Here is a 22,619-nt window from a genome sequence, read left to right as displayed (position 1 = left end):
ATAAACAGCTTTTGGTAAAACCCCTGATTTCAACAGACTATCTAATTCATCTTGTGCTGCTTTACCCGTCATCAACTGGGCTTGCAATTCTTCAACCTGTTGTTGAGCTTCTGAAAATTTAGATAATTTTAAGCGTTTTACCACCCAAGGCAAACTTAAACCCTGTCCCACTAATGACACCAGCACACAGCCGAAAACTATAGCTATCAAAACTTCTCGTCCTGGCAGTGTGGTAGGTAAGCTCAACGCTAGAGCCATTGAGAGTGAACCTTTGATATTGCCTAAAAACAGTAAATGTTGCCAGCGTAGGGGAATTGGGCGGTCAATCCACCGAACGCCTGCTAGTAGAGGATAGACTGTAAGAACTCGCCCGACTTGATAAGCCAAAACTGCAAGTAGAATTGCAGGTAAAGTTTTCCACAGCGTTACCAAGTTTATTTCTACACCAATCAGCAGAAAAATAAAGGTGTTGACGGTAAAGCTGGCATATTCCCAAAAACTCAATAAGGTGATGCGACTAGAAGCAGAAGTATTGCGAGAAAGCCCTAAATTCCCGAAAATTAATCCCGCGACGACTACAGCCACTGCACCTGATACACCGAGAAGTTGTCCAACCTGAAAAGTTCCTAATGCAACTGCGACTGTCAATAAAAGACTGCTAAGGGCATCATCTAAACGGGCGAAGACAGGTATACTCAAGTAGCCCAAGACTAACCCCACCAGGCAGCCTCCTACAGAGATAAATAGCAGTTGTTGGATTCCCTCTATAAATGTGATTGAGCCTGTTGAATATACTTGCAAAATTAGGTTGAAGGAAACTAGGGCAGCTGCATCGTTGAATAGAGTTTCTCCTTCAACGATGGTGGAAAGCCGCGATGGTACTGGTATATCCTTAAAGACGGCAATCATGGAAACAGTATCAGTGTTTGCCAGAATTACTGCGACAAATAAGGCAGGTATCCAACTTAATCCCAGCCCAAATTTCAACAGAATGGCAATAATACCACTGGAAAGCACAGCTCCAGGCCCAGCTAATAAAGCAATTGGTTTAAAGGTGCTGCGTAGGCGGCTGACATCTGTGTTAATACCAGCTTCAAAGATCAGAATTGGCAAAAAAAGATTTAAAACAAGGGTTGGATTTAAACCAATTGGACGAGACAATAGCTCAGTGATAGGCAAACCTGCTAACACTAAACCCGTAACATAAGGGATTCGTAATCTCCGTGACAGCAGAGCTACACCTGTAGCAAGCAGTAAGAGAATAATTGAAACTTTGACTAATTGAGTTACATCCACTATTAGCTTCTGAAAAGTTATTTTGACTTTAGTAATGCTACATTAGCAACTTCAGGGTGTGGATTCGGAACGGCGAATTTCTTCCACTTGACGGAAGAGGCACAGCGCAGGGGGCAGGGGAGACAAAACCTATTCCAAATGGCAGAAAATCCGTAGGGATAACTTACCATCGTTTCCACCATTTTTTAACCAAAGCTCCCTGTTCTAGTTTCCTCCCTATTCACTCAGCAACATGGACAAATCGGGAGTATGTACTCCGAAGTTTCAAATATCGTGCGTCTTCATGGAGGTTTCGTTGATGTTTCTCGCCTCTTCTGCTAAACCGATTGATGAAAATCTCAAAAAATTGGTAGACGAAATAGAAACGCAAAGTCCTAATTTATCAGTTTTAGCAGCGCGTGAATTCCGTTATAGTTTGCGGCAAACTCAGGTAGAAGTAAATATCAAGGAACCTCGCCAGTTTAACGTACTCGAAGAATTTATTATCCGCGCCGCCATTGAATTTCAACCTCCGCCAACAGAGGATGAATTAGCTTCTGTACTTGGGCTTGATTCTGTATTTATTAAAACTACTACTACAACTCTTCGTTCCTTACAAACTCTATCACCAACATCGCCACTAACAGTTACTCCTGAAGGTCGCTCATTTTATGAAAAAGGGTCTGTACCACAGCCGCCATATCCTATACAAATTTATGCTATTACAGACCCTTTAAGCGACAAGATAACCTTCCAATCTGAATCCTTAAGTGAGACAACGATAAATTTACCTGACTTGGCAGACTTTATCACTATTGATCATACAATTGCTGATATTGCTTCTTTACCGCTTGAGGAAATACAAAAAAGTGTTCAAGCTTCAGTTTTAGCACTTCATGTACCAGAAGAGGGAAAAATCGTAACTTCCTATAGAGTACTAGCTTCGACTCAAAAAATCTGGAGAAAAATATCGCTTTTCGTTATCTTTGATGCTCTTGAAGATAAATTGACCATTCAAATAAGAAATGGAAAGCAAATTTTAGAGTCAGCATCAAATTGGTTAGAACTGCTACATACTGAAGGTAAAATATCTTTGCAAGCATTATGCAAATTATCAACCGAAACCATCATTTTTGAACGTCAAGCCATTCTCAAGCAGAAAAATACTGAAATAGAATCTAGACTCGAAAAGATTCGCCAAAAGGCACTAGATACTTCTACAAAAGCCACTCGTGAGGGAGATAACTATAAAGCGTTAGGTGAAGCCGTACAGTTACGCGATGGACAAATTAGCCTAGCTTTTTCAGAAGTTTTAAATTCGGCTAAAAGTCAGGTTTTAATTTATTCCCCTTGGGTGAATCAGGCAGTTGTCAATGAAAAGTTTCTAACTTTGTTACAGAAATTAGCTAATCGCGGAGTTCGGATTTTAATTGGACATGGAATTGCGCGACGACAAGAAGATGAAGATGAACCAATTCCACCAGAAGTAGAGAAAAAACTTCGAGCGATCAAAACACTTGATGGTTTACCATCTGTACAGGTTTTTTGGTTGGGAGATTCCCATGTTAAAGAAGTAATAGTTGATAAACAAATCCATCTTTGCGGTTCTCATAACTGGTTATCCTATCGCGGCGATTACCTATCACGAGGTGAGTCAGTTTATAAAGTTACAATTCCACATCAAGTTCAGGAAGCTTATCAATTTCTCGCTAATCGCTTCCAAAATCACGCTCAAAAATTATGGGGAAATGCTCTAGAAAAGCAGGATTCTAAACTTGCTATAGAGTCTTTATGTGTGTGGGGTGCGCTAGGTATGGAAGATATTGCACTCAAAGAGATACAGAAAAATAATTGGTTTGAACTTCTGCCTGTATGGTTGAATGTAGCACTACAGGGATTAAAATCGAAAAATTTGGCAGGTGAATCAGAAAGTTTTAAAACTGCACTTTCGTTACTGAGTCAAGTTTCTATTGAAGAAACTTTTATTGAGGAATTGCAACAAAGCTGGTGTAAAGTTATGGGCGCGATCGCAATTAATAATCCCAAAACTGCTTTAAACTTACTTAGTGATGAGGTCTGGGCGCAGTTTATACGCCTCAGTATTGCCCAAAACAGTGATTCACCTGATAAGTTTATTTCGCAATATACCTAAAATAAAACAAAGCAGGCAATACTATCAATATATAGATCAAGCAAGTGATTCGGCAAATTGGAGGGCGTTACCGCACTCTACAAACGAATCATCATATATTATTAAACCCAATGCACCTAAACCATCTCAAACTCTAATTGATGACTCTTGAGAAAATCATGTGTGAAATGATCCATCACATTTGTATCAGCTAGTTCCAAATTATAAAAATCTACAGCTTCATGGTCAAAATAGGGGCCAGCGTGCCAAGTACCCTCATGTAGCTTGATAAAACAATTCCCCGGAATGCGGAAAGCAGCAATCTCTTCTAATGCTGGTTCATTCACATCATTATTAGGAGGACAAACTGCAATTAACCAATCTTTCCCTGACAAAGAACCTAGACACTGAGTGCATTGCACATGGCGAGTAATTTTGTTAAACTTTTGCCCCCTCTTTTCCAACCGCATAATATAAAACCGTGGAATACCATTATGCAGGTTTAACTGGGCATCTTCCCCATCATAAGCTTTGCCATCAAGACTTGCAAAAATCACCTGTCCATAACGCCGAAAGTTTTCAGAAGTCAGAGATTGTGCTTGCAATTGTTGCACTGTCTTTGATGTACTCATATCAAACCTTTGAGATGCTTAGGTTTATTTTCTCCCAAAATGACTGAGTTTTATACAGTCCTAATGGTGACTTTCTGAGTTTAAATGCTCTATATTATTATGAAAAAATAATCTCAGCTTGCTAAATAACTACGTACTTGTTCTTTTTGCCGTCGTAGGAGGCTAAGGGCTTTTTGCTCTATCTGACGTACCCGTTCTCGACTAATACCCATGCGATCGCCAATCTGTGCTAAAGAAAGTTCATATCCATCAGTCAGACCAAAGCGCAAGGTTAATATTTCTCGCTGCTGGGGAGACAGCTTTGCCAACAAGTCTTGTAAATCTTGGTGCAAAGATTCTTCAACAGCATAGTCTTCAGGAGAAGGGCCATCATCCTCCAGTATGTCCTGCAATTCTGTATCTTGTTGTTCACCAACTCGCGCTTCTAAGGAAAACGGTTGACGCGCCAAGTACAAACACTCTCTAACTTGGCTAGGTGTCAAAGATAAGGCGGTAGCAATTTCAGCAGTAGTAGGAACGCGACCTAACTGTTGAGATAATTCTCGCTGCACCCGTTTAATTTTGTTCAGTTTCTCAAAGACGTGGATAGGTAAACGAATTGTTCGTCCTTGTTGAGCGATCGCTCGTGTAATTCCTTGACGAATCCACCAGTAAGCGTAGGTAGAAAACTTATAACCAAGAGCGGGATCAAATTTATCCACTCCTCGCTCTAAACCCAAAGTACCTTCTTGAATTAAATCCATAAATTCCAGGTTCCGGTGCTGGTATTTTTTCGCAACTGCTACCACTAACCGGAGATTAGCCTGAATCATTTTCTGCTTGGCTTGATGTCCTAAATTTAGCTGTTGCTCTACCACCTCAAGACTTAACTCCATCTGATCTGCCCATTCTTGCAGCGTGGGTTCATGATTTAATTTCACAGCCAATTCTTCTTTAGCAGCTATTAAATTCATCATCTGCTGCACTTGTTCGGCAAAAATAACCTCTTGTTCACGAGTCAACAAATCTACACGCCCGATTTCTTGCAGATAACTACGCACAATATCATCTGTAGCTCGAGGTTTTTTATCTGCGGCTAAACTTTTTTTCTTCGTTTTTTGAACTTCGGTAGGTGGAGATGTTAAGTTGCTCATGGTTATTTGCTCCTCTGTAACCTCATCAATTTATTGGTATCAAGCCTAGATATTCAGACCCATAGCCATTTCACCCTGCTAATCAATCAATTGGCAATACTGATGAATTCTGGTCTATGATACATTACAAGTCAATTCTTGGAGATAATAAACCCAAAATCAACCCACTCCCTAATAATAACATCATCAGTAGTGACAAATCAATTGCCTTAAGTATCATTACCATATCTTTTAAACCAATTACACTGCTTTATTATTGATATTTCCATATCTGTGAAACATAATTATTATTGATTTACTTATCTAATACACTTTTTGAGTAAATTCAACATTGCCCCGAGACGCATTTTATTACAAAAAACAACTTAATAACATAAAATCTCTAGACTAGTCGTAATTTAAAATTATTAAACCACCAATTAACAATTTATTTTAATTGCTACTATTTAGGTTATATTTTGATTTCATTGAATATCAACTTATTAAACCTAAAATGCCATTTATTACCCCTAAGTTTTTACTAAATAATCCAATCATATCAAGTTGGCTACGTAGAACGCTAGCTATGAAAAAAGCAGTTATTCAGCTTCTTCTACTTAAGAACAGCTTTCTTAGGAGCAGTTCAACTGGGGGTGTGCCAACCGCAAGACGCAGGTACTTATGATAATTGATCATGTGTCATACTGAACGCAGACATCTGTGTTGGGTGGGGTATTATCAATGTAATGACTCTTGGCGACATTTTTTGGGCTAAAAGTAGTAATATTTGTCACATTAACACCAAGGATAATACTTGGCAAGATAGCAACACTTGCGATCGCAGGTAATTATCCTATCGAAGCGAAAAGACTTACGTTTCGGGATGGTTAATTATTATACAGCATAATTTAAATAACAAGATTCTCGATCTCTCCAAAAATGCAGAAATCATCTTAAAGCTTCCCCGCTTTTCTGATAAGCGTAAATTAATTATGTAGATAAATTACATTACCAATAATTAATTATCTCTTACTAAAAAAGTTCTGTATCAAAACTTAGTAACTGTCACACTAATACCAGAATTCAGTTTAGGAACCTTGAGATACTCAATTGGCTCAGTGCTCTGATAAGTTTGGGTATTTGTTGGTTTTTGACATTGTTTAAAGAAAGCACCTGGGTCATTGATGAACTCAAGCGGGTTAATCTTTTGGCATTCTTGCTCCTGTACTAGCAAAATTGATTCAGCAGTTTCTTTGCGATTATTGCTCTCTCCGGTAAAATTACTCCATGTAGTGTTAATCGTGGCTGGTTCCGTCAATAAAACTCCAGCCTGATTGTAATCGTCTGTTATCATGGGAGCATTTTCTTGGTTAGCATAGACACTCTGGGGGAGAGCGAGTATATTAATCACAATTACTAAGGTGATAGAAGATAATTTCATAATTCAGTACTCTTTACAGTTAATGTTAGTTTAATAATTAAAATTGCCTAAATACAGAAAGCAAAAAATAGCAGCCGAGTTTTAATACTTCAGGTTAACACAGGTAGCCAGAACTTTAGCTAAACTTCATGAAAAACATGGTGAAGTTTATTTAGTCAGATGTAGAGTTTTGTCTGCGTAAAACTTTGTTCTTGGCATAAAGCATCAGTGAAAACGATTGTACCGAAGTTTATCTTTCTTCATATAGTTCGGTTTTATTCTCCAAACGTTAGTTCCTAGCCGTTTATCTCTTATGCGTGTTACTATACAGTTACACAGATAAGACAACATATATATTGTTAGATAAACCTTGAAAGGAGTATTTTGTGTCTATTGCAGAATACAAACAAGGCGATCGCAAGTTTATGGGTAAACCTAAAATACGGGATATACTCAAGAGCGGACATTATACTGTCATTTTCATATATCAAGCCACATCAAAAAACCTTTGCACCAGTCTGGGCAAATTAAACTGGCTGTGAGTCCTTACAAGTACGATTCTCAAATCACACAGTTTTATTATGTCAGTCCCCTATCTTTCTCAAGATTGACCATGATTCTAAGCAAAAACTAATTATTGTTCAGCAGTTCAGGTAAATATACATCCTGTCTTTCTAGGCGTCTCTTATCACTGTCCGAAGCCTAACTTGAAACTAGTGAACAATTAACACTAAACAGTTAATAAGCGTATGGTAGAAGACTTAAACCCTTCGATTGAAATTGGTAACTGATAACTAATAAAGTCGTTCCATTGCTTGTAGGCTGGCGCAGTTCTTTTATTGCTTACCCTTAAGCAATTAATTTTTCTTGTCTTTTCACAATCAGCAAAAAGGTAGCGAATATACTAGCCTTTGTATAAATATTTTGTAAAGTTCTCCAAATCAGTGTTTTTACAGAATATGATGTTGATTACTAGATGATTAATCCATACTTTCATCAGCAGTAACATAACGATAAGTTAAACCAACAATTAGTCTTTTTAGTCTAGGTTTCTCAATCAACTTGATATTTGCATATTTCTGGGAAGGAGTTTGAATGGTAGTGAAAGTGGGTTCGTAATTCCAAATAATCAAAATTATGTACTATTTACTTTTTTGTGCAGAAGTGGAAGCCACTTACTGCTAGTTAAAAATGTTTACTAACTTACTTCACATATTGAACAACCTCAATAAAAAGGCATTAGCTGACAATCAACGCAGATATTACATAGCAAAGTAGACTCCAGTACTAGTATCCGTAAAATACTGAGAAATATCTCTTGCAAGTAACTCAACTTATTTATAAAATTTGTATATATTATGACAATGCAATCTTTACCACACGTTGAAGAAGTAAATATTCAGAAATACTTAGAAGTTATTCAACGGCGTTGGCTACCTCTAGTCGGTATTTTTGGTATAACTGTTACCCTTGGATGCTTGTATGCATTTTCACTAAAACCGTCATACAAGGCAGAAGGAAGTTTGATGATTAAGACCAATCGCTCTTCCTCACTCACAGGGTTATCAGAAGACATAGGGCGCTTAGAAGCTTTGAATGTCAACGACAATCCCCTAGAAACTCAAGTGAGAGTTATTGGTTCAAATCCAGTAATTGAGGAAACAATTAATTCCCTCAGCCTCAAAGATAGCAAAGGCAAACTGCTCTCGATTCCCGACTTGGCAAAACAACTAAAAATAGAAGGAATCAAAGGCACTGATGTTGTACAAATTTCTTATAAGGGTGGCAATCCTGAACTAACTGCCAAAATCGTCAATAAAGTTATCGACAGTTATATCGAGCTAAATATCAAAGCTAATCAGAATGAAGCCCTGATAGCAAAAGATGTTCTCGTAACGGAAGTACCCAGAGCTGAGGAAATTGTCAGAAGAGCCGAATCAAAACTGCGGCTATTTAAAGAAAAGAATAAAGTTGTTGTCTTGGGACAAGAAGCAAGCGCAGCAGTTGATACGATTTCCAAGTTAGGAAACCAAATTTCTCAAGCTTTAGCTCAATTAGATGATGTCAAAGGTCGTTTAGAACAGTTAAGCAGTGAAGCTAAGATAGATTCAAAGCAAGGTGTAATCATATCTGAATTAACTCAAGCACCTGGAGTTCAGAAAGTGCTTGCCCAACTCCAAGAAACAGAAAGCCAACTGACACTAGAGCGTACACGTTTTTCACCTGAACACCCTACAATTACTACCTTACAAGAAAAAGTCGTAGCTCTTCAGAGCTTGCTAAAACAACGTATAGGACAATTCGCTGGTACAGCGCAGATAACAGAAGGAAGTTTACAGGTTGGACAACTGCGCCAAAGTCTAATAGCAGATATTACTCGTGCTCAGGCAGAACGCGTCGGTCTAGAAAGACAGATTGCCACACTTTTGCGACAGCAAGAGGCCTATATCAAACGAGCAAATAATTTGCCAAAGCTAGAACAGAGTCAACGAGAGCTAGAACGGAAGCTACAAGCAGCTCAAACGACTTATGAAACACTCTTAAAGAAACGCCAAGAAATTGATATTGCACAGAACCAAAAGATTCCTAACGCTCGTGTCATTTCCTATGCTTTAACCCCCGAGAAAGCAGAAGGGCCTCGCAAAATTCTGTTTATTGTTGGTGGAGGAGGAATTGGCCTTTTCTTAGGTATCATTGTTGCCTTTGGTTTAGACTTAGTAGACCGCTCGGTGAAGAGCGTCAAAGAAGCCAAAGAAGTAATGAAATACAGTGTTTTGGGAGTGATTCCGACACAAAGTAGAAATGGTAAAGATAATCCTTCTATAGCAGGACTCGATAGAGCTATTCCTAAAATTATTGGCAGAGATATTCCTTACTTCCCTCTTGGTAATGCATACCAAGTACTACAAGTGAACTTGAAGTTTCTCTGTTCTGATAAACCGCTAAAAAGCATTGTAATCACAAGTTCTGTTGCCAAAGAAGGAAAGTCTGATGTATCTGCAAATTTAGCTGTGACTATGGCTCAGGCAGGGCGGCGAGTCTTGTTGGTGGATGCAGATATGCGTAATCCCATGCAGCATCATATCTGGGGGCTAACAAATGTAACAGGGCTAAGTAATGCCATCGCTGGTCAAGTTTCTTTAGATACAGCAATACAAGAAGTAATGCCTAATCTTGAGGTTCTTACTTCGGGAATTTTACCTCCTAATCCAGTAGCAATGCTAGATTCTCAACGCATGGCAACATTAATTAGTAACTTTGGAATAGATTACGATTTTATAATTTTTGATACTCCCCCTTTATCAGGAATAGCAGATGCAGCTGTTTTAAGTACCCTCACTGACGGAATCTTATTAGTCGTTCGTCCTGGAGTAGTTGACTTGAACAGTGCGAATTCAGCTAAAGAGTTTTTAACTCAGTCAGGTCAGAAGGTGTTAGGGATAGTCATAAATGGTGTGAATACCAAAAATGAACCTAATAATTATTTTTATGGCAACAAAAAACAACAAATTCAACAAGATTTAGTATCTAGCAGCTTAACAAAATTTTCCAAAGAGCGTTAATCGGACAAATTGCAAAACTGAACGTTGCTGTAAGTAAATTAACCTATCTTATTCCTGATGATGGAGGTATTTTTACATGGATAAAATTAGGACATCTTGTTTAATTAATAACTACAATTATGCTGAATTTGTTTCAGAGGCAATTGATAGTGCTTTAAACCAAACGGTTAAATTTGATGAAATTATTATTATAGATGACGCATCTACAGATAATTCTGCGGAAGTCATTGCTAAATTTGCCCAATTAGACAATGTTAAATGCATCTTTAAAGAAACAAATCAAGGGCAATTATCATCTTTTAACGAAGGTTTTTTAGCTGCAACAGGAGATGTTATATTTTTTTTAGATGCTGATGATATTTATGAACCTCAATATTTAGAAAACGCACTAAATTTTTATAGTAGACGTACTGAATGTGATTTTATGTTTTGTGCCTACAAGAAGTTTGGGGCAGTGGAAGGAATATTTCAAACTGATGCAGTTGATTTAGATTTGGGTTATTCAGTAATCAGAACTTTATGCAATGGTGAATGGATTGGCTCTATAACTTCAACATTATCAATACGTAGAGAAATAATTAGAAAAATTTTACCTATTCCGAATATAGAAGATTGGCGTGTGAGGTCTGATGACTGTCTAGTATGGGGAGCCTCCTTGGTAGGGGCTAAAAAGTTTTATATGTCTAAACCTTTAGTGATGTATAGAATACATCCAAATAATCAATATCATAACAATAAGTTTTTAGATAGAGACAAAAACTATGAATATAAAAGATTTTGGAAACGCAATTCCTTATTTAATTACATACTTCAAAAAAATTATTTAAGTTTACCCTTATTATTGGCTTTCACATCTCTCAATGAGCTAAAAACAATCCCATGTCCAAAATATCAAGATTTTATTTCATATTTAAAAGTAATTTTTTTGTTTGAGCATAATTTGTATTGGAAAATCAAAGGTATTCTTTTGTTATTCAGCTACTTTCTCAAAATTTTTATGTCTGGGAAATTCAAAAAATAGTAACTGATAATTATATAAAATACTGGCTTAACTTAATCTATTTTGAATAATTTAAGAAGCTAACAAAATTTGATTTGCATTATGAAAATTGATAAAGAGTATCACATAGTTAAATTAAAAGGCAATGCTAAATAAATTTAGGCTTCAAAGCTTATCACAATTTAAATCTAGTTCTAGTCTGCGTGCAATTATTGCCAATACAGGTTGGTTGTTTGCTGACCGCATTCTCCGTATGGGTGCAAGCTTGGTTGTCGGAGTATGGGTAGCACGCTATTTAGGAGTACAGCAGTATGGTCTATTTAACTATATTTTAGCCTTTGTTAGCTTATTTACTCCGATTTTTAGTCTAGGGCTAGACGATGTAGTAGTTCGCCATATTGTCCGTCAACCATCAAACAAAGAAGAAATTTTAGGAACCACTTTCTGGCTAAAATTGCTGGGTGGGATTGCTTCTGTATTATTGGCAGTTAGTGGCATCTTTTTCTTAGGTGAGCATGAAACACTGAAGATATGGCTAGTTGCAATTTTAGCAATGGCAGGAATTTTTAGGGCAGCTGATACTATTGAACTATGGTTTCAATCACAGGTGGAGTCGAAATACACTGTGATTGCTAAGAATATAGCCTTTCTGCTAAATAGTCTTATTAAAATAGCACTGATTTTAACAAAAGCCCCATTGTTAGCTTTTGCTTGGGTAACATTAGCAGAATTTGCAATGAGTGCAATTGGTTTGCTGATTGTTTATCAAGTCAAAGTATCTTCATTATTGTTATGGCGTTGGAGTTTTTCTACTGCAAAAAATCTTTTGGAAGAGAGCTTACCTCTGATTTTTTCGGGGTTTGCTATCATGATTTTTATGAAAATCGATCTGGTAATGTTAGGTCAAATGACCGGAAATAATGAGGTTGGAATTTATTCTGCTGCTGTCCGTATTTCAGAAATTTGGTATTTTATCCCGGCGGCTATTGTCTCTTCGGTTGCTCCTTCAATTTATGCAGCAAAGGAAAAATCAGAAAGTCTTTATTATCAGCGAATAGGACAATTACTTCGTCTCCTTGCATGTATATCTTTTGCAATTGCTCTGCCAATGACATTCCTCTCCGACAAGATAGTTATCGTGATGTTTGGAAGTGGATATGCGGAAGCAGGACCAATATTAGCAATCCATATTTGGACTTCTTTATTTGTATTTATGGGTCTTGCAACATCACCGTGGTTTATTGCTGAAGGTTTAAACCATGTTTCTTTAGGTAAGAATTTATTTGGGGCGATACTAAACATCATTATTAATTTATTACTTATTCCTAAATATGCAGGCTTTGGCGCTGCGATCGCAACAATAATATCTCAAGCTGCTGCTGCTTTTTTATGCAATGCATTTGATAAGAGAACCCAAAAAATATTTAAGATTCAGGTGCGATCGCTTCTCCTTTTTTATAGAAATTAATCCCTTTTATCTAACTTTCACCTTTCTTAAAACACTAGCCAAGTTAATCAAAAATGCAAACACCAATAACTTTTATTATCTTTAAGCGACCACAAACAACAGAGAAAGTTTTTGCAGCTATTCGCCAAGCCAAACCAACCAAACTTTTTGTAATTGCAGATGGTGCCCGCACAGATCGCGAAGGTGAGGCAGAAAAGTGTGAAGCAACTCGAGCAATTATTGAAAGAGTTGATTGGGACTGTGAAGTTATCAAGAATTATTCTGATATTAACTTAGGTTGTGCAAAACGAGTGTCTAGTGGTTTAGATTGGGTATTTAATAATGTTGAAGAGACAATTATTTTAGAAGATGATTGTATTCCTCACCCAAGTTTTTTTAGATATAGTGAAGAACTGCTAGAAAAATATAGAAACGATACCAGAGTTGCCACAATCTCTGCTCAAAATCTTCAATTTGGACGAAAACGCACAAATTACAGTTATTATTTTTCTCGTTACAACCACTGCTGGGGTTGGGCAAGTTGGAGACGTGCTTGGCAACATTATGATTTAACCATCAAACTCTGGAAAGAGGTGCAAGCAGAAAATATTTTACATGACATTCTTGCAGATCCGAAGGCAATAAATTATTGGCGACGAATATTTCAATCTGTTTATAACAATCCTACAGGTATAACCTGGGATTATCAATGGACATTTGCTTGCTGGATGCAGGGCAGCTTAAGTATTATTCCGAATGTAAATTTAGTTTCTAATGTTGGTACTGGTGCAGATGCAACTCATTTTACTTCCAACCAAAAATTTTCGTTTATCAATATGTCAATGGAAGCAATGGAATTTCCTTTAAAGCACCCACCGTTTATGGTGAGGAATATAGAGGCAGATAATTTTACCCAGAAAACAGTTTATAAAGCAACTGTATTGGATATTTTTAAAGAAGAGTTGAAAAAGAAAATAAATTACTCAACGTTAAAAAAGTAGTGGTGAATATAGTAAATTTATAAATAAAGTAAATGTCAGAAATTAAAATAAAGTTAACAGAAAAAATATTAACTATTTTCTTATTACTCATTGCTGTAGGGGCATTAACAATACACCCCGCACAAGAAGTTTCTATATCTACCCTTGGTGGTGACAAGCTAGATACTATATTCAATATAGTTTCATATTTAATTCTATTTTATTTCCTACTTTTATACTGGAAAGGTTTTTTGTATGTAGCTACTCGAAGCCCATTACAGTTTCTTTTACTAGCAATAGTTATATTTTCTCTTTTGTGGTCAGAAGACTTAAGTTCTAGTCTTACTTATATGAGGGGTCTAATCCGAATATATTTTCTTGGAATCTATTTAGCAATGCGTTATTCCCTAAGGGAACAACTGAGGTTAATAGCTTGGGCACTTGGTACAGCCGCATTATTATCTATGCTATTTTCTGCATTCTTACCAGATTACAGTCACAAATCACCTGAGTTGCTAAATATGTGGAGCGGAATTTATGGTCATAAAAATGAATTAGGATACATGATGGCTTGGAGTGCAGGAGTGTTTTTGCACCTTGCTCTTAGTAGCTATCGATATCGCTGGTTGATGTGGGCACTATGTGGGATATCTATATGTCTAATTATTCTCTCACGTTCAACAACATCTTTAACGATCTTATTAACAATGATATTAGTTTTACCTTTTTACAAATTTTTTAAAAAAACTAATTATAAATTACAGGTTATTATGATTACTTCTGCTTTAATGATATTGATTATTTTTTCAATATTGCTTGTCAATAACGCCGAAACTCTAGTTGGCACTTCTGGTAAAGACCTTACCTTCAATGGACGCTCTGATCTCTGGGAGCTAGTGACATCCAAGATTTTGGAAAGACCTTGGCTAGGTTATGGATATTCTGCATTTTGGACTAGTAATGCTGCATCTAAGCTGAGAGCTACTTATGAATGGGCAAGTAATGCTCACAACGGCTTTTTAGAACTCTTATTAGAATTAGGATTCTTAGGTTTCTTGACTTTTACCGCCGGGTTTATCCGCTTCTTTGTGATGGCTATGACTCGAATTATTTATGTGGCCAAAAAACCGGAAGATTATTGGCCAATGCAGATGTTAATTCTCATAGTCATCATTAATTTTTCCGAAGCAAGATTATTAACTCCTAGTTGGAATTGGTTGATGTACATTACAACTTCGTTCTCTTTGACTCTTGATTATCAGCGAAATTATCATCAGAGCTATATAAATAGCTTTTATAGCAGTCAGAAATAATTTTAATAATTGCAAAGTTAATAAAAATGAAAGTTTTACATCTAAGTACCCATGATATTAATGGAGGTGCAGCAAGAGCTGCATATCGTTTGCACACAGGTTTGCAAGATATAGGGCTAGAGTCACAAATGCTAGTCCAGGAAAAATCTAGTAATGATAAAACAGTAATTGCACCTAAGACTAGATTATTTCAAGGCATTGCTAAAGCAAAGTTGACATTTGAAAGTCTACCGTTAAAACTTTATCGTCAAAAGAAAAATACTCCATTTTTTGTTCAATGGCTGCCAGATAGAATTATTCCTAAAGTTGCTCAGATTAATCCAGACATAATAAATTTACATTGGATTAGCGCAGCTTTTATGCAAATAGAAACATTCCCTAAACTGAAGCGTCCTCTAGTTTGGACTCTCCATGATATGTGGGGGTTTACTGGTGGATGTCACGTTACTGGAGAATGCGATCGCTACAAAGTATCCTGTGGAGCTTGTCCTCAACTCAACAGTGGTAATGAATGGGATTTATCCCGTTGGGCATGGCAGCGCAAAGTAAAAGCCTGGAAAAATCTTAATTTAACTCTGGTTTCACCAAGCTCTTGGTTAGCGCAGTGCGCTCGTTCCAGTTCTTTATTCCAAAATTTGCGAATCGAGGTAATTCCCCACGGTCTAGATATTCAAAAATATCGACCTATTAATAAACATTTTGCACGAGAAATACTCAAGTTACCTCAAGATAAGAAGCTGATTCTCTTTGGAGCAATAGAGGCAACAAGTGATAGAAATAAAGGATTTCATTTATTGCAGCCAGCTCTACAAGAATTGAGTAAATCTGGCTGGAACGATAACGTAGAAGTAGTGGTTTTTGGCGCATCTCAACCTGAAAATCCACCTGATTTAGGCTGTAAAGCACACTATTTAGGACACTTACATGATGATATATCTTTAGCAACTGTTTACTCAGCAGCTGATGTGATGCTTGTACCGTCTCTTCAAGAATCTTTTGGGCAGGCAGCTTCTGAATCATTTAGTTGTGGCACTCCAGTTGTGGCATTTAATTCTACTGGCTTAAAAGATATTGTTGATCATCAGCAAAACGGCTATTTGGCTAAACCTTATGAAGTTGAAGATTTTGCCAAAGGAATTACCTGGGTACTTGAAGATGAACAGAGGCTGCAAAAGCTGTCATTTTATGCTCGTGAAAAAGCGCAACAAGAATTCACTCTGGAACTCCAAGCACATCGTTATTCAGCTTTGTTTCAGGAAATATTCATGAGTGCAAATAAATCTTCATTCAGAAATTAACTTAGTAAACAAATACTTCATAGTATGTCAATACCTATAGCTTTTATAATTTGTACAGAGCCTGGTCGTTTGGAAGCTCAATCTTTGATGCTTGCAAAAAGCATTCGTAACTTCTGCGGTGAATTGAAAAATACACCTATATATAGTTTTCATCCTAGAGTAGGTGAACCGATATCAAAACAAACCCAACAAGCCTTTGAAGCATTGCAGGTGATTCATCAACAGCTTCCTATAAATCGAGAATTTCATGAATATTATTTAGCTAATAAACCTCTAGTTTGTGCCTATGCCGAACAAAATATCGATGCAGAAATATTAGTTTTTTTAGACAGTGACAAATGTTTTTTTGGGGAACCAAAAGATTTTTTATTGCCAATAAATTGTAACGTAAGAATGCGTCCTGAGTATGGTCAAGGAATCGGTTCTACAGGACTGCAAGACCCTCAAGAGTGGTACTGGCAAAAACTATATGAAGTCTTGGGGGTAAAGCGTGAGGTATTTGTTGAGACGCCAATTGGTAATAAAAGAATTAGAGCCTATTGGAATTCTGGTTTGGTTGTTGTGAGAAGGAGTGCAGGTATATTTACAGCTTGGAGAGAGAATTTTGAAAAAGTAATGCGGCTGGATATTACTCCTCCTCAGGGTATTTATTTTGTTGAGCAGTCTGTTTTGTCTGTAACTTTATGTGCCTTAGAAGAAACGGTCGAACATCTTCCTCCTAGTTATAGTTATCCATTACCTTTACATAACCGTTTGTCAAAACAAGTACAAATTAAACATTGGGATGATATTACATCGATCCATTATTTCAATTTATTTTTCTACAACGATTGGAATGCACAAATCAAAAAATTGAAAAAACTTAATAACAATTCCGAGAAATATCGATGGTTGTGTCAAGAGGTTCTCAAACTTAGTATGCCTCGTGTATCAGTTTTGCATCGATATATGCTGGTAGTCAGAAGAATGGAACAAAAATTACAAAACTTTAATTTAGATATTAATCTGAGTGGCTGGATAGAAAAGATGGCCAAACTTTGACCCTAATCGAAAAAACTGGAAAGAAGTCTTTTTTGCTCTGAAGATAAAGACAATTATCTGAAAGTTACGCATAAATTTACTATTCGCATTGAAGATTCTAATAGAATTGGATGAGGGAAATGAGATGAAACAAGCAAATTTAGCTGTAGTTATGACCTGCCACAATAGGCGTAATACAACTCTTGCCTGTCTACGCGCTTTATATCAACAAACAAATGATTGTGATGTTTATTTAACTGATGATGGTAGCTCTGATGGCACCGCACAAGCTATCAAAGCAGAATATCCAGACGTACACATTTTTCAGGGTAATGGCAATTTATTCTGGGTAGGAGGAATGCATCTCGCCTTTGGTGAGGCGATAAGAAATCAATATGATTATTATCTATGGTTGAATGATGACACATTTCTGGAAGCCAATGCTGTTAATAGATTATTACAGATTCATCAAAATTTGACTGAACAAGGTTATCCAGACTCAATTGTAGTTGGTTCAACTAAAGATCCAATAACAGGAAGAGCAACCTATGGAGGAGCAGTAAAATCTAAAAAGTGGTATTCTAATAAGTTTGAATTTTTAAAACCAAGTTCGGTTATCCAAAAATGCGATGCTATGTATGGTAATTGTGTGTTAATCCCTAAAACTGTTGTCGCAAAGGTTGGCAATGTTGATACAGCTTTTGTTCACACTTTAGGAGATTTAGATTATGCCCTCAGAGCACGTAAATTGGGTTGTCAAATATGGGTAGCTCCTGGATATGTTGGTACTTGTACTAAAAATTCTATCCGAAATAGTTGGGTAGATACCAACTTAACTATACTAGAACGTTTGAAAAAGGTGTTACAAATTAAAGCATTTCCATTGAAATCTTGGACTATTTTTTGTAGCAGACACTCTGGGCTATTCTGGGTATTTTACTGGTTTTTACCCTATATCAGAGCAATAATTGGTTACAAGAGTTTGGCAACTTCTCCGACATTTTCTGAGGATACTAACCAAACTAACTCATAAGCTTCATACTTGCATTCAAGTTCTTCTGCAAGAATGTTTGCATAATTCATTACCATCTAAACTCAATGAATTGACGAATTTCGCCTCAAAGATAAAGTTATTAAACCAATTCGTAATGAGCAACTCTAAGAGGCGCTATTGCGGCCCCGCTTCTCTACGAGACGCTACACGAACGCTAACACAATTACGTTTTTTAACGGAGATTTAATCCCAACGGTTCCTAGTTTTTAAGCCTATCGTACCTCTACAGGGAAATAAGCTACAGCGTCCCGCAGCGAAGGACACAAATCCTGCTGCGCCTGTCTTGTTGGGGACTTAAACCCTACCACTTGTTAAGTATTAGAATAATCAGCAATCCTAATTATGGGTAAACGCTTACTAATTGTCTCAACACTCGACTCCAGCCAACCATTTGGTGCTTTTACTAGACCTTTTTATCTAGGACAATATTTGACGAAATATTTTGATATTTTTCAAATAGGATTAGACTGTTCATCTGTTCAATATGCACCTTCTATTTCAATTGGTTCAAGAAATCTGAAGTCATATATTCAAGCTATAGGAAAGTGCATTGATGAGTTTTGTCCAGATATTATTTATGCTCAGGAAACGTTACCTGGATTAGCTGCTTTAATTTCGCTGAAACTTAGAAAAGGCTATAAGCCTTGTCTTGTATTAGATTTTCATACATTTTCAGCATACGAATACTGGATGCGTTTGTTTTCAGTTGCCAATCCTTTTAAAGAATTTGTACAATGTATTAAGACATACATTGCTCAGGGAATTTTGATATTCTCTCGTATTCCAATTATTGCCGCAGGTGACGCAATCCCTAAACTAATTTCTCAGTGGTATGGTAGAACTCCACAGCAGATTTATAGTATTGGGAATGGTGTAACTGAAGACTTACTAAATACTGAATTGTTTCTGGATAAAGATCCCTATCAAGCATTCAGACCAGCCAAAATAGTGGTTCTTATTGCTCCTAAGACATTTCAATTTCCAAGCAATGATATGTCTGTATTAATGACTATTGAGGTTGCTAAATGTCTTGAAAACTATCAGGAAAAAGTACATTTTGTTGTTATTGGTAGAGATAACAATGATATTTTATTACCAATACCTTCTAATATTTCTTTTTTAGGTTTTCTACCTAAAAGGGAGGCTTTTGTTAATCATGTAAAATATGCAGACATTGCTTTGTTGCCATTCTCAAAACAAGCAGTAGCAGGTGGCGCTCGTAATAAAGCATTAGATTTTTTCGCAAGTAGAAAACTAGTTGTATCAACACCAGAAGGCTTGCGAGGTTTAGAAGAATTTCGCCATTTAGAACATCTTTTAGTAACAGGATACTCTACTGAAGAAGTTGCTAACACAGTGCTTGATGCAGCTTCAAATATTGATAAATATCAATCACTTGTAGATAGTGCATATACCTTAATTACAGAAAAATATTCTTGGAAAGCAAGAGCGCAGAATATCGCGCAAATTCTCCTTAAAACCAGTCATTCTTAGCTCTATTTATTTACCAAACATATTTAACTAAGAATAATTAGTATATTTAAAGATATAAATATACTAAAGACTAGTTTTTAAATACTCACCTTGCCTGTTAATTAAACTTTCATACCTACCAAATAAAAATTAAGTCATGAAAAACCGATTTTCTTATAATCTTCTTGGTGTTAAAGTAGATGCACTCTCTATCCCAGAGTTAAATTTGTTGATTGAAGAATCTATTGAGAAGAATAAAAAGTGGATTATTGCTAATCACAATATGCATAGTCTTTATCTCTTCCATAATGATCCAAAAATGCAAGCTTTTTATGCCAAGGCAAAATATACCCATATTGATGGTATGCCTTTATTGTTTATAGGAAAACTATTGGGTTTTCCTATGAAACGGGAACAAAGAGTAACCTATGTTGACTGGGTATGGCCTTTGATGGCAGAAGCAGCTGATAAAGGCTGGCGTGTATTTTATTTGGGTTCAAAGCCGGGAGTCGCTGAAAAAGGAGCAAGTATTTTGTGCCGCAAATTTCCTGGGTTACAGATTGCTTGCGCTCATGGCTATATTGACATGAATAAAGACAGTCAAGAAAATATTGCTACTCTGGCTGCAATTAATGCCTACAAACCTCATGTATTGATGGTGGGGATGGGTATGCCACGCCAAGAACGTTGGATTTACGAAAATCTTGAACATATTCATACCAATAGTATTTTGACTAGTGGAGCCTGTATTGACTATGTAGCAGGAGCAGTACCCACTCCTCCTCGCTGGATGGGAAAGATGGGCTTGGAATGGTTGTATCGTTTATTGTCTGAACCTAAAAGACTTTGGAGACGTTACTTACTTGAGCCTTGGTTTCTAGCCACATTATTTTTACGAGAAATTTGGAGTATCCCAAGCCAACAAAAAAAGAATAGAATCCTGCTATTTCTCAGTACAAAATTTCCTAAATTTCTAGCCTGATTGAGCCATTAATTAGTGTTAGTGAACACGCCTAATTCAAGTTTCGTGCTAGTAAATAGCGAAGTATCTCGCCAGATACTTCGCTTGAAATAATAGTTAAATGCATTATTTACGTTTGGGTTAGGTAAGCCTAAGTTGCTTGCTCAAAAGCCTGGGCAATAGCATTGTAAGCAGGTTTAGGTTGAAACTTCTCATCGAAGGGAAGCGGACGCAGAAATTTCCAGATATTTGGATTGTCCCTAAAAGTTTTTCCTGGCATCCAGTCGGGATGACGTATCCAGCTATGACGGTCGGTAAGACCCCATGTAATTACAGTATCAACTTTAGCCGCAAAGCACAGGTCAAGATATCGCTTGTAACTATCGGCTACCATCTGGTCTAGCTTTTCGATACTATCGGGTAGTGGGGCATCAATAATAATATCTAATTCTGTAATTATTGGTTTCACTTCAAGATCATTAAGCCGTTTTAAAACGGAACTAAATCCTTTCTCGTCAAAACCATATGCAGTAGAAAACCATAGATGCGATTGGATACCTGCCCCGTCAATTTTAACGCCACTATTTTTTAGATATTCGACCATTTTTAAGAAACGGTTTGATTTCCATGTAGCGCCTTCAATGCCGAAATCGTTTAAATAAAATTTCTTGCTGTTATCAACTGAAGCGGCAATTAAAAACAAATCCCGAATTAATTCTGGTTTTACTCCTTTACGTAAACCGTAGGTAGCATTGTTAGTTTCATTTTCATTATCAGCGATAATTTCATTGGCAATATCCCAAGACTTTAAAACCTTGCTATTGCGATAATGCCCCATGACTCCCTTAACATGCCGTTCGATCATTTTAAGAGTGGGCGGGTAAGGGAGCCAGTCTGGTTTTCCCATGTGCCAGAAAAGGGTATGCCCATGCATGTCTATATTATGCCTTTGGCAGAAATCAGCGATCGCATCTGCTGATTCAAAGGTAAATTGTCCTGGCTGTGGTTCAGTGGCGTTCCATTTTAATTCACCATTCGGTGTCACAATCGAACATTCACGAGCAATCAGGTTAGCGTAATCCTTATCTTTTAGCAAAATATCACTAGAAATTGCTGCGCCATAACGTTTTCCTTTTGCAGCAGCTAATTCCCGAAGAGGAGAATTTTTAAATGTATAATTGACTACTAGCTTTTTGGCACTAGGTTCTTCTTTTTGCTTATCTTTTTGTAAAAACCCCATAGTTAATAACGCAGAAAGGGTAGTATATCCTGCTCTTGTTAAAAATTTTCTCCGATAAGGCATAAATTATACTTAATTAATAAAAATACATTGATTATTATTTTATCGTATAAAAAACATACGGATTGTTATATTACCCTTCTTCACCCAGAATATACGGTTTTTTTCCAAAATCAAATCATATTTTTATACTAAGTCGCAAAGATCAAAATTGATGAGTATTACATCTAGTGCAAAACTAGGTTAAACTATAACGCATGTTCGATTTAAATTAATAAACTATAGGAATCCTACTTGAATCTTGCTCAGTATACTGAGAATTTAAGCTTTGTATGTCAAGCTTATAAGCAGCTTGATTGTTCAAAAATCAAATAGGAGTCCTATATGTTTTTACATATCAGCAATAAAGATGCTAATCTTTATATAACGATTGTTCGATATAATTAACCGGAGTCATGCCTAAAATTGTTGATCATGAGCAATATCGTAAAGAACTGCTCGACAAGTGCTTTGATTTATTTGCCCAAAAAGGCTATGGTTCCATCACTATGCGCCAAATTGCTGAGGGATTAGGGGTTTCTACTGGTACGTTGTACCACTATTTTCCTAGCAAGCAAGCTCTATTTGAGCAATTGGCCCAGGAGATTTGTGAGCAAGACTTAAGTACAGCATTAGCTGAATTGGAAGGAGCGCAAACGCT

General features: G+C 36.7%; 19 protein-coding genes. 13 read left to right on the top strand and 6 right to left on the bottom strand.

Annotated features, from left to right (window positions below; all coding sequences use genetic code 11):
* Positions 1 to 1,296 (bottom strand): cation:proton antiporter (locus VE944_RS33065; protein WP_324987720.1); only part of this gene is annotated, 1,296 nt, incomplete at its 3' end.
* 298 nt (positions 1,297 to 1,594) lie between these two features.
* Between VE944_RS33065 and VE944_RS33060 the strand changes: the two genes are divergently transcribed.
* On the top strand, positions 1,595 to 3,427 hold the full coding sequence (locus VE944_RS33060) for a phospholipase D-like domain-containing protein (protein WP_324987717.1): 1,833 nt from the start codon (positions 1,595 to 1,597) through the stop codon (positions 3,425 to 3,427).
* Positions 3,428 to 3,543: 116 nt separating this feature from the next.
* On the opposite strand, the gene VE944_RS33055 is transcribed toward VE944_RS33060, so the two are convergent.
* The 3 genes from VE944_RS33055 to VE944_RS34280 form a co-directional block, all read right to left on the bottom strand.
* Complete coding sequence (locus tag VE944_RS33055) at positions 3,544 to 4,038, bottom strand: ureidoglycolate lyase (RefSeq protein WP_324987713.1); 495 nt, start codon at positions 4,036 to 4,038, stop codon at positions 3,544 to 3,546.
* A 113-nt stretch (positions 4,039 to 4,151) separates the two neighbouring features.
* Positions 4,152 to 5,171, bottom strand: a complete 1,020-nt coding sequence (locus VE944_RS33050) for an RpoD/SigA family RNA polymerase sigma factor (RefSeq protein ID WP_324987711.1) — start codon at positions 5,169 to 5,171, stop codon at positions 4,152 to 4,154.
* 671 nt (positions 5,172 to 5,842) lie between these two features.
* Complete coding sequence (locus tag VE944_RS34280; RefSeq protein ID WP_414690185.1) at positions 5,843 to 5,944, bottom strand: hypothetical protein; 102 nt, start codon at positions 5,942 to 5,944, stop codon at positions 5,843 to 5,845.
* Between VE944_RS34280 and VE944_RS33045 the strand changes: the two genes are divergently transcribed.
* Positions 5,904 to 6,041, top strand: coding sequence for a hypothetical protein (locus tag VE944_RS33045; protein WP_324987709.1), 138 nt, complete (start codon positions 5,904 to 5,906; stop codon positions 6,039 to 6,041). The genes VE944_RS34280 and VE944_RS33045 overlap by 41 nt on opposite strands.
* A 157-nt stretch (positions 6,042 to 6,198) precedes the next feature.
* Here VE944_RS33045 and VE944_RS33040 read toward each other — a convergent pair whose 3' ends face one another.
* Entirely contained in the window at positions 6,199 to 6,591 is a 393-nt protein-coding gene (locus VE944_RS33040) for a hypothetical protein (RefSeq protein WP_324987707.1), read from the bottom strand.
* 1,337 nt (positions 6,592 to 7,928) lie between these two features.
* On the opposite strand from VE944_RS33040, the gene VE944_RS33035 reads away from it, so the two are divergent.
* The 10 genes from VE944_RS33035 to VE944_RS32990 all read left to right on the top strand — a co-directional run bounded on the left by VE944_RS33035 (position 7,929) and on the right by VE944_RS32990 (position 20,700).
* On the top strand, positions 7,929 to 10,133 hold the full coding sequence (locus VE944_RS33035; protein WP_324987704.1) for a GumC family protein: 2,205 nt from the start codon (positions 7,929 to 7,931) through the stop codon (positions 10,131 to 10,133).
* Positions 10,134 to 10,209: 76 nt separating this feature from the next.
* The gene (locus VE944_RS33030) at positions 10,210 to 11,154 is read left to right on the top strand and encodes a glycosyltransferase family 2 protein (protein ID WP_324987701.1); all 945 of its coding nucleotides are present in this window, start codon (positions 10,210 to 10,212) and stop codon (positions 11,152 to 11,154) included.
* Between the two features lie 124 nt (positions 11,155 to 11,278).
* Entirely contained in the window at positions 11,279 to 12,601 is a 1,323-nt protein-coding gene (locus VE944_RS33025) for a flippase (RefSeq protein ID WP_324987698.1), read from the top strand.
* Between the two features lie 53 nt (positions 12,602 to 12,654).
* Positions 12,655 to 13,581, top strand: coding sequence for a glycosyltransferase family protein (locus VE944_RS33020; protein ID WP_324987695.1), 927 nt, complete (start codon positions 12,655 to 12,657; stop codon positions 13,579 to 13,581).
* Between the two features lie 32 nt (positions 13,582 to 13,613).
* On the top strand, positions 13,614 to 14,873 hold the full coding sequence (locus VE944_RS33015; protein WP_324987692.1) for an O-antigen ligase family protein: 1,260 nt from the start codon (positions 13,614 to 13,616) through the stop codon (positions 14,871 to 14,873).
* A 26-nt stretch (positions 14,874 to 14,899) separates the two neighbouring features.
* Positions 14,900 to 16,171, top strand: a complete 1,272-nt coding sequence (locus VE944_RS33010) for a glycosyltransferase family 4 protein (protein WP_324987689.1) — start codon at positions 14,900 to 14,902, stop codon at positions 16,169 to 16,171.
* Positions 16,172 to 16,195: 24 nt separating this feature from the next.
* The gene (locus VE944_RS33005) at positions 16,196 to 17,212 is read left to right on the top strand and encodes a hypothetical protein (protein ID WP_324987686.1); all 1,017 of its coding nucleotides are present in this window, start codon (positions 16,196 to 16,198) and stop codon (positions 17,210 to 17,212) included.
* Positions 17,213 to 17,336: 124 nt separating this feature from the next.
* On the top strand, positions 17,337 to 18,224 hold the full coding sequence (locus tag VE944_RS33000) for a glycosyltransferase family 2 protein (RefSeq protein WP_324987683.1): 888 nt from the start codon (positions 17,337 to 17,339) through the stop codon (positions 18,222 to 18,224).
* A 363-nt stretch (positions 18,225 to 18,587) separates the two neighbouring features.
* Complete coding sequence (locus VE944_RS32995; protein ID WP_324987680.1) at positions 18,588 to 19,739, top strand: glycosyltransferase; 1,152 nt, start codon at positions 18,588 to 18,590, stop codon at positions 19,737 to 19,739.
* A 136-nt stretch (positions 19,740 to 19,875) separates the two neighbouring features.
* Positions 19,876 to 20,700 (top strand): WecB/TagA/CpsF family glycosyltransferase, encoded by an 825-nt coding sequence (locus VE944_RS32990; protein ID WP_324987677.1) that lies wholly within the window; start codon positions 19,876 to 19,878, stop codon positions 20,698 to 20,700.
* Between the two features lie 130 nt (positions 20,701 to 20,830).
* Here VE944_RS32990 and VE944_RS32985 read toward each other — a convergent pair whose 3' ends face one another.
* Positions 20,831 to 21,982 (bottom strand): endo-1,4-beta-xylanase, encoded by a 1,152-nt coding sequence (locus tag VE944_RS32985; RefSeq protein WP_324987670.1) that lies wholly within the window; start codon positions 21,980 to 21,982, stop codon positions 20,831 to 20,833.
* Positions 21,983 to 22,374: 392 nt separating this feature from the next.
* On the opposite strand from VE944_RS32985, the gene VE944_RS32980 reads away from it, so the two are divergent.
* On the top strand, positions 22,375 to 22,619 hold a 245-nt coding region (locus tag VE944_RS32980), incomplete at its 3' end, for a TetR/AcrR family transcriptional regulator (RefSeq protein ID WP_324987669.1).

The sequence above is a fragment of the Nostoc sp. genome (genome assembly GCF_035638895.1).
Taxonomy (GTDB): domain Bacteria; phylum Cyanobacteriota; class Cyanobacteriia; order Cyanobacteriales; family Nostocaceae; genus Nostoc.
The sequence above is the reverse complement of the archived record's forward strand: the minus strand, read 5'-3'. Positions and strand labels throughout refer to the sequence as shown.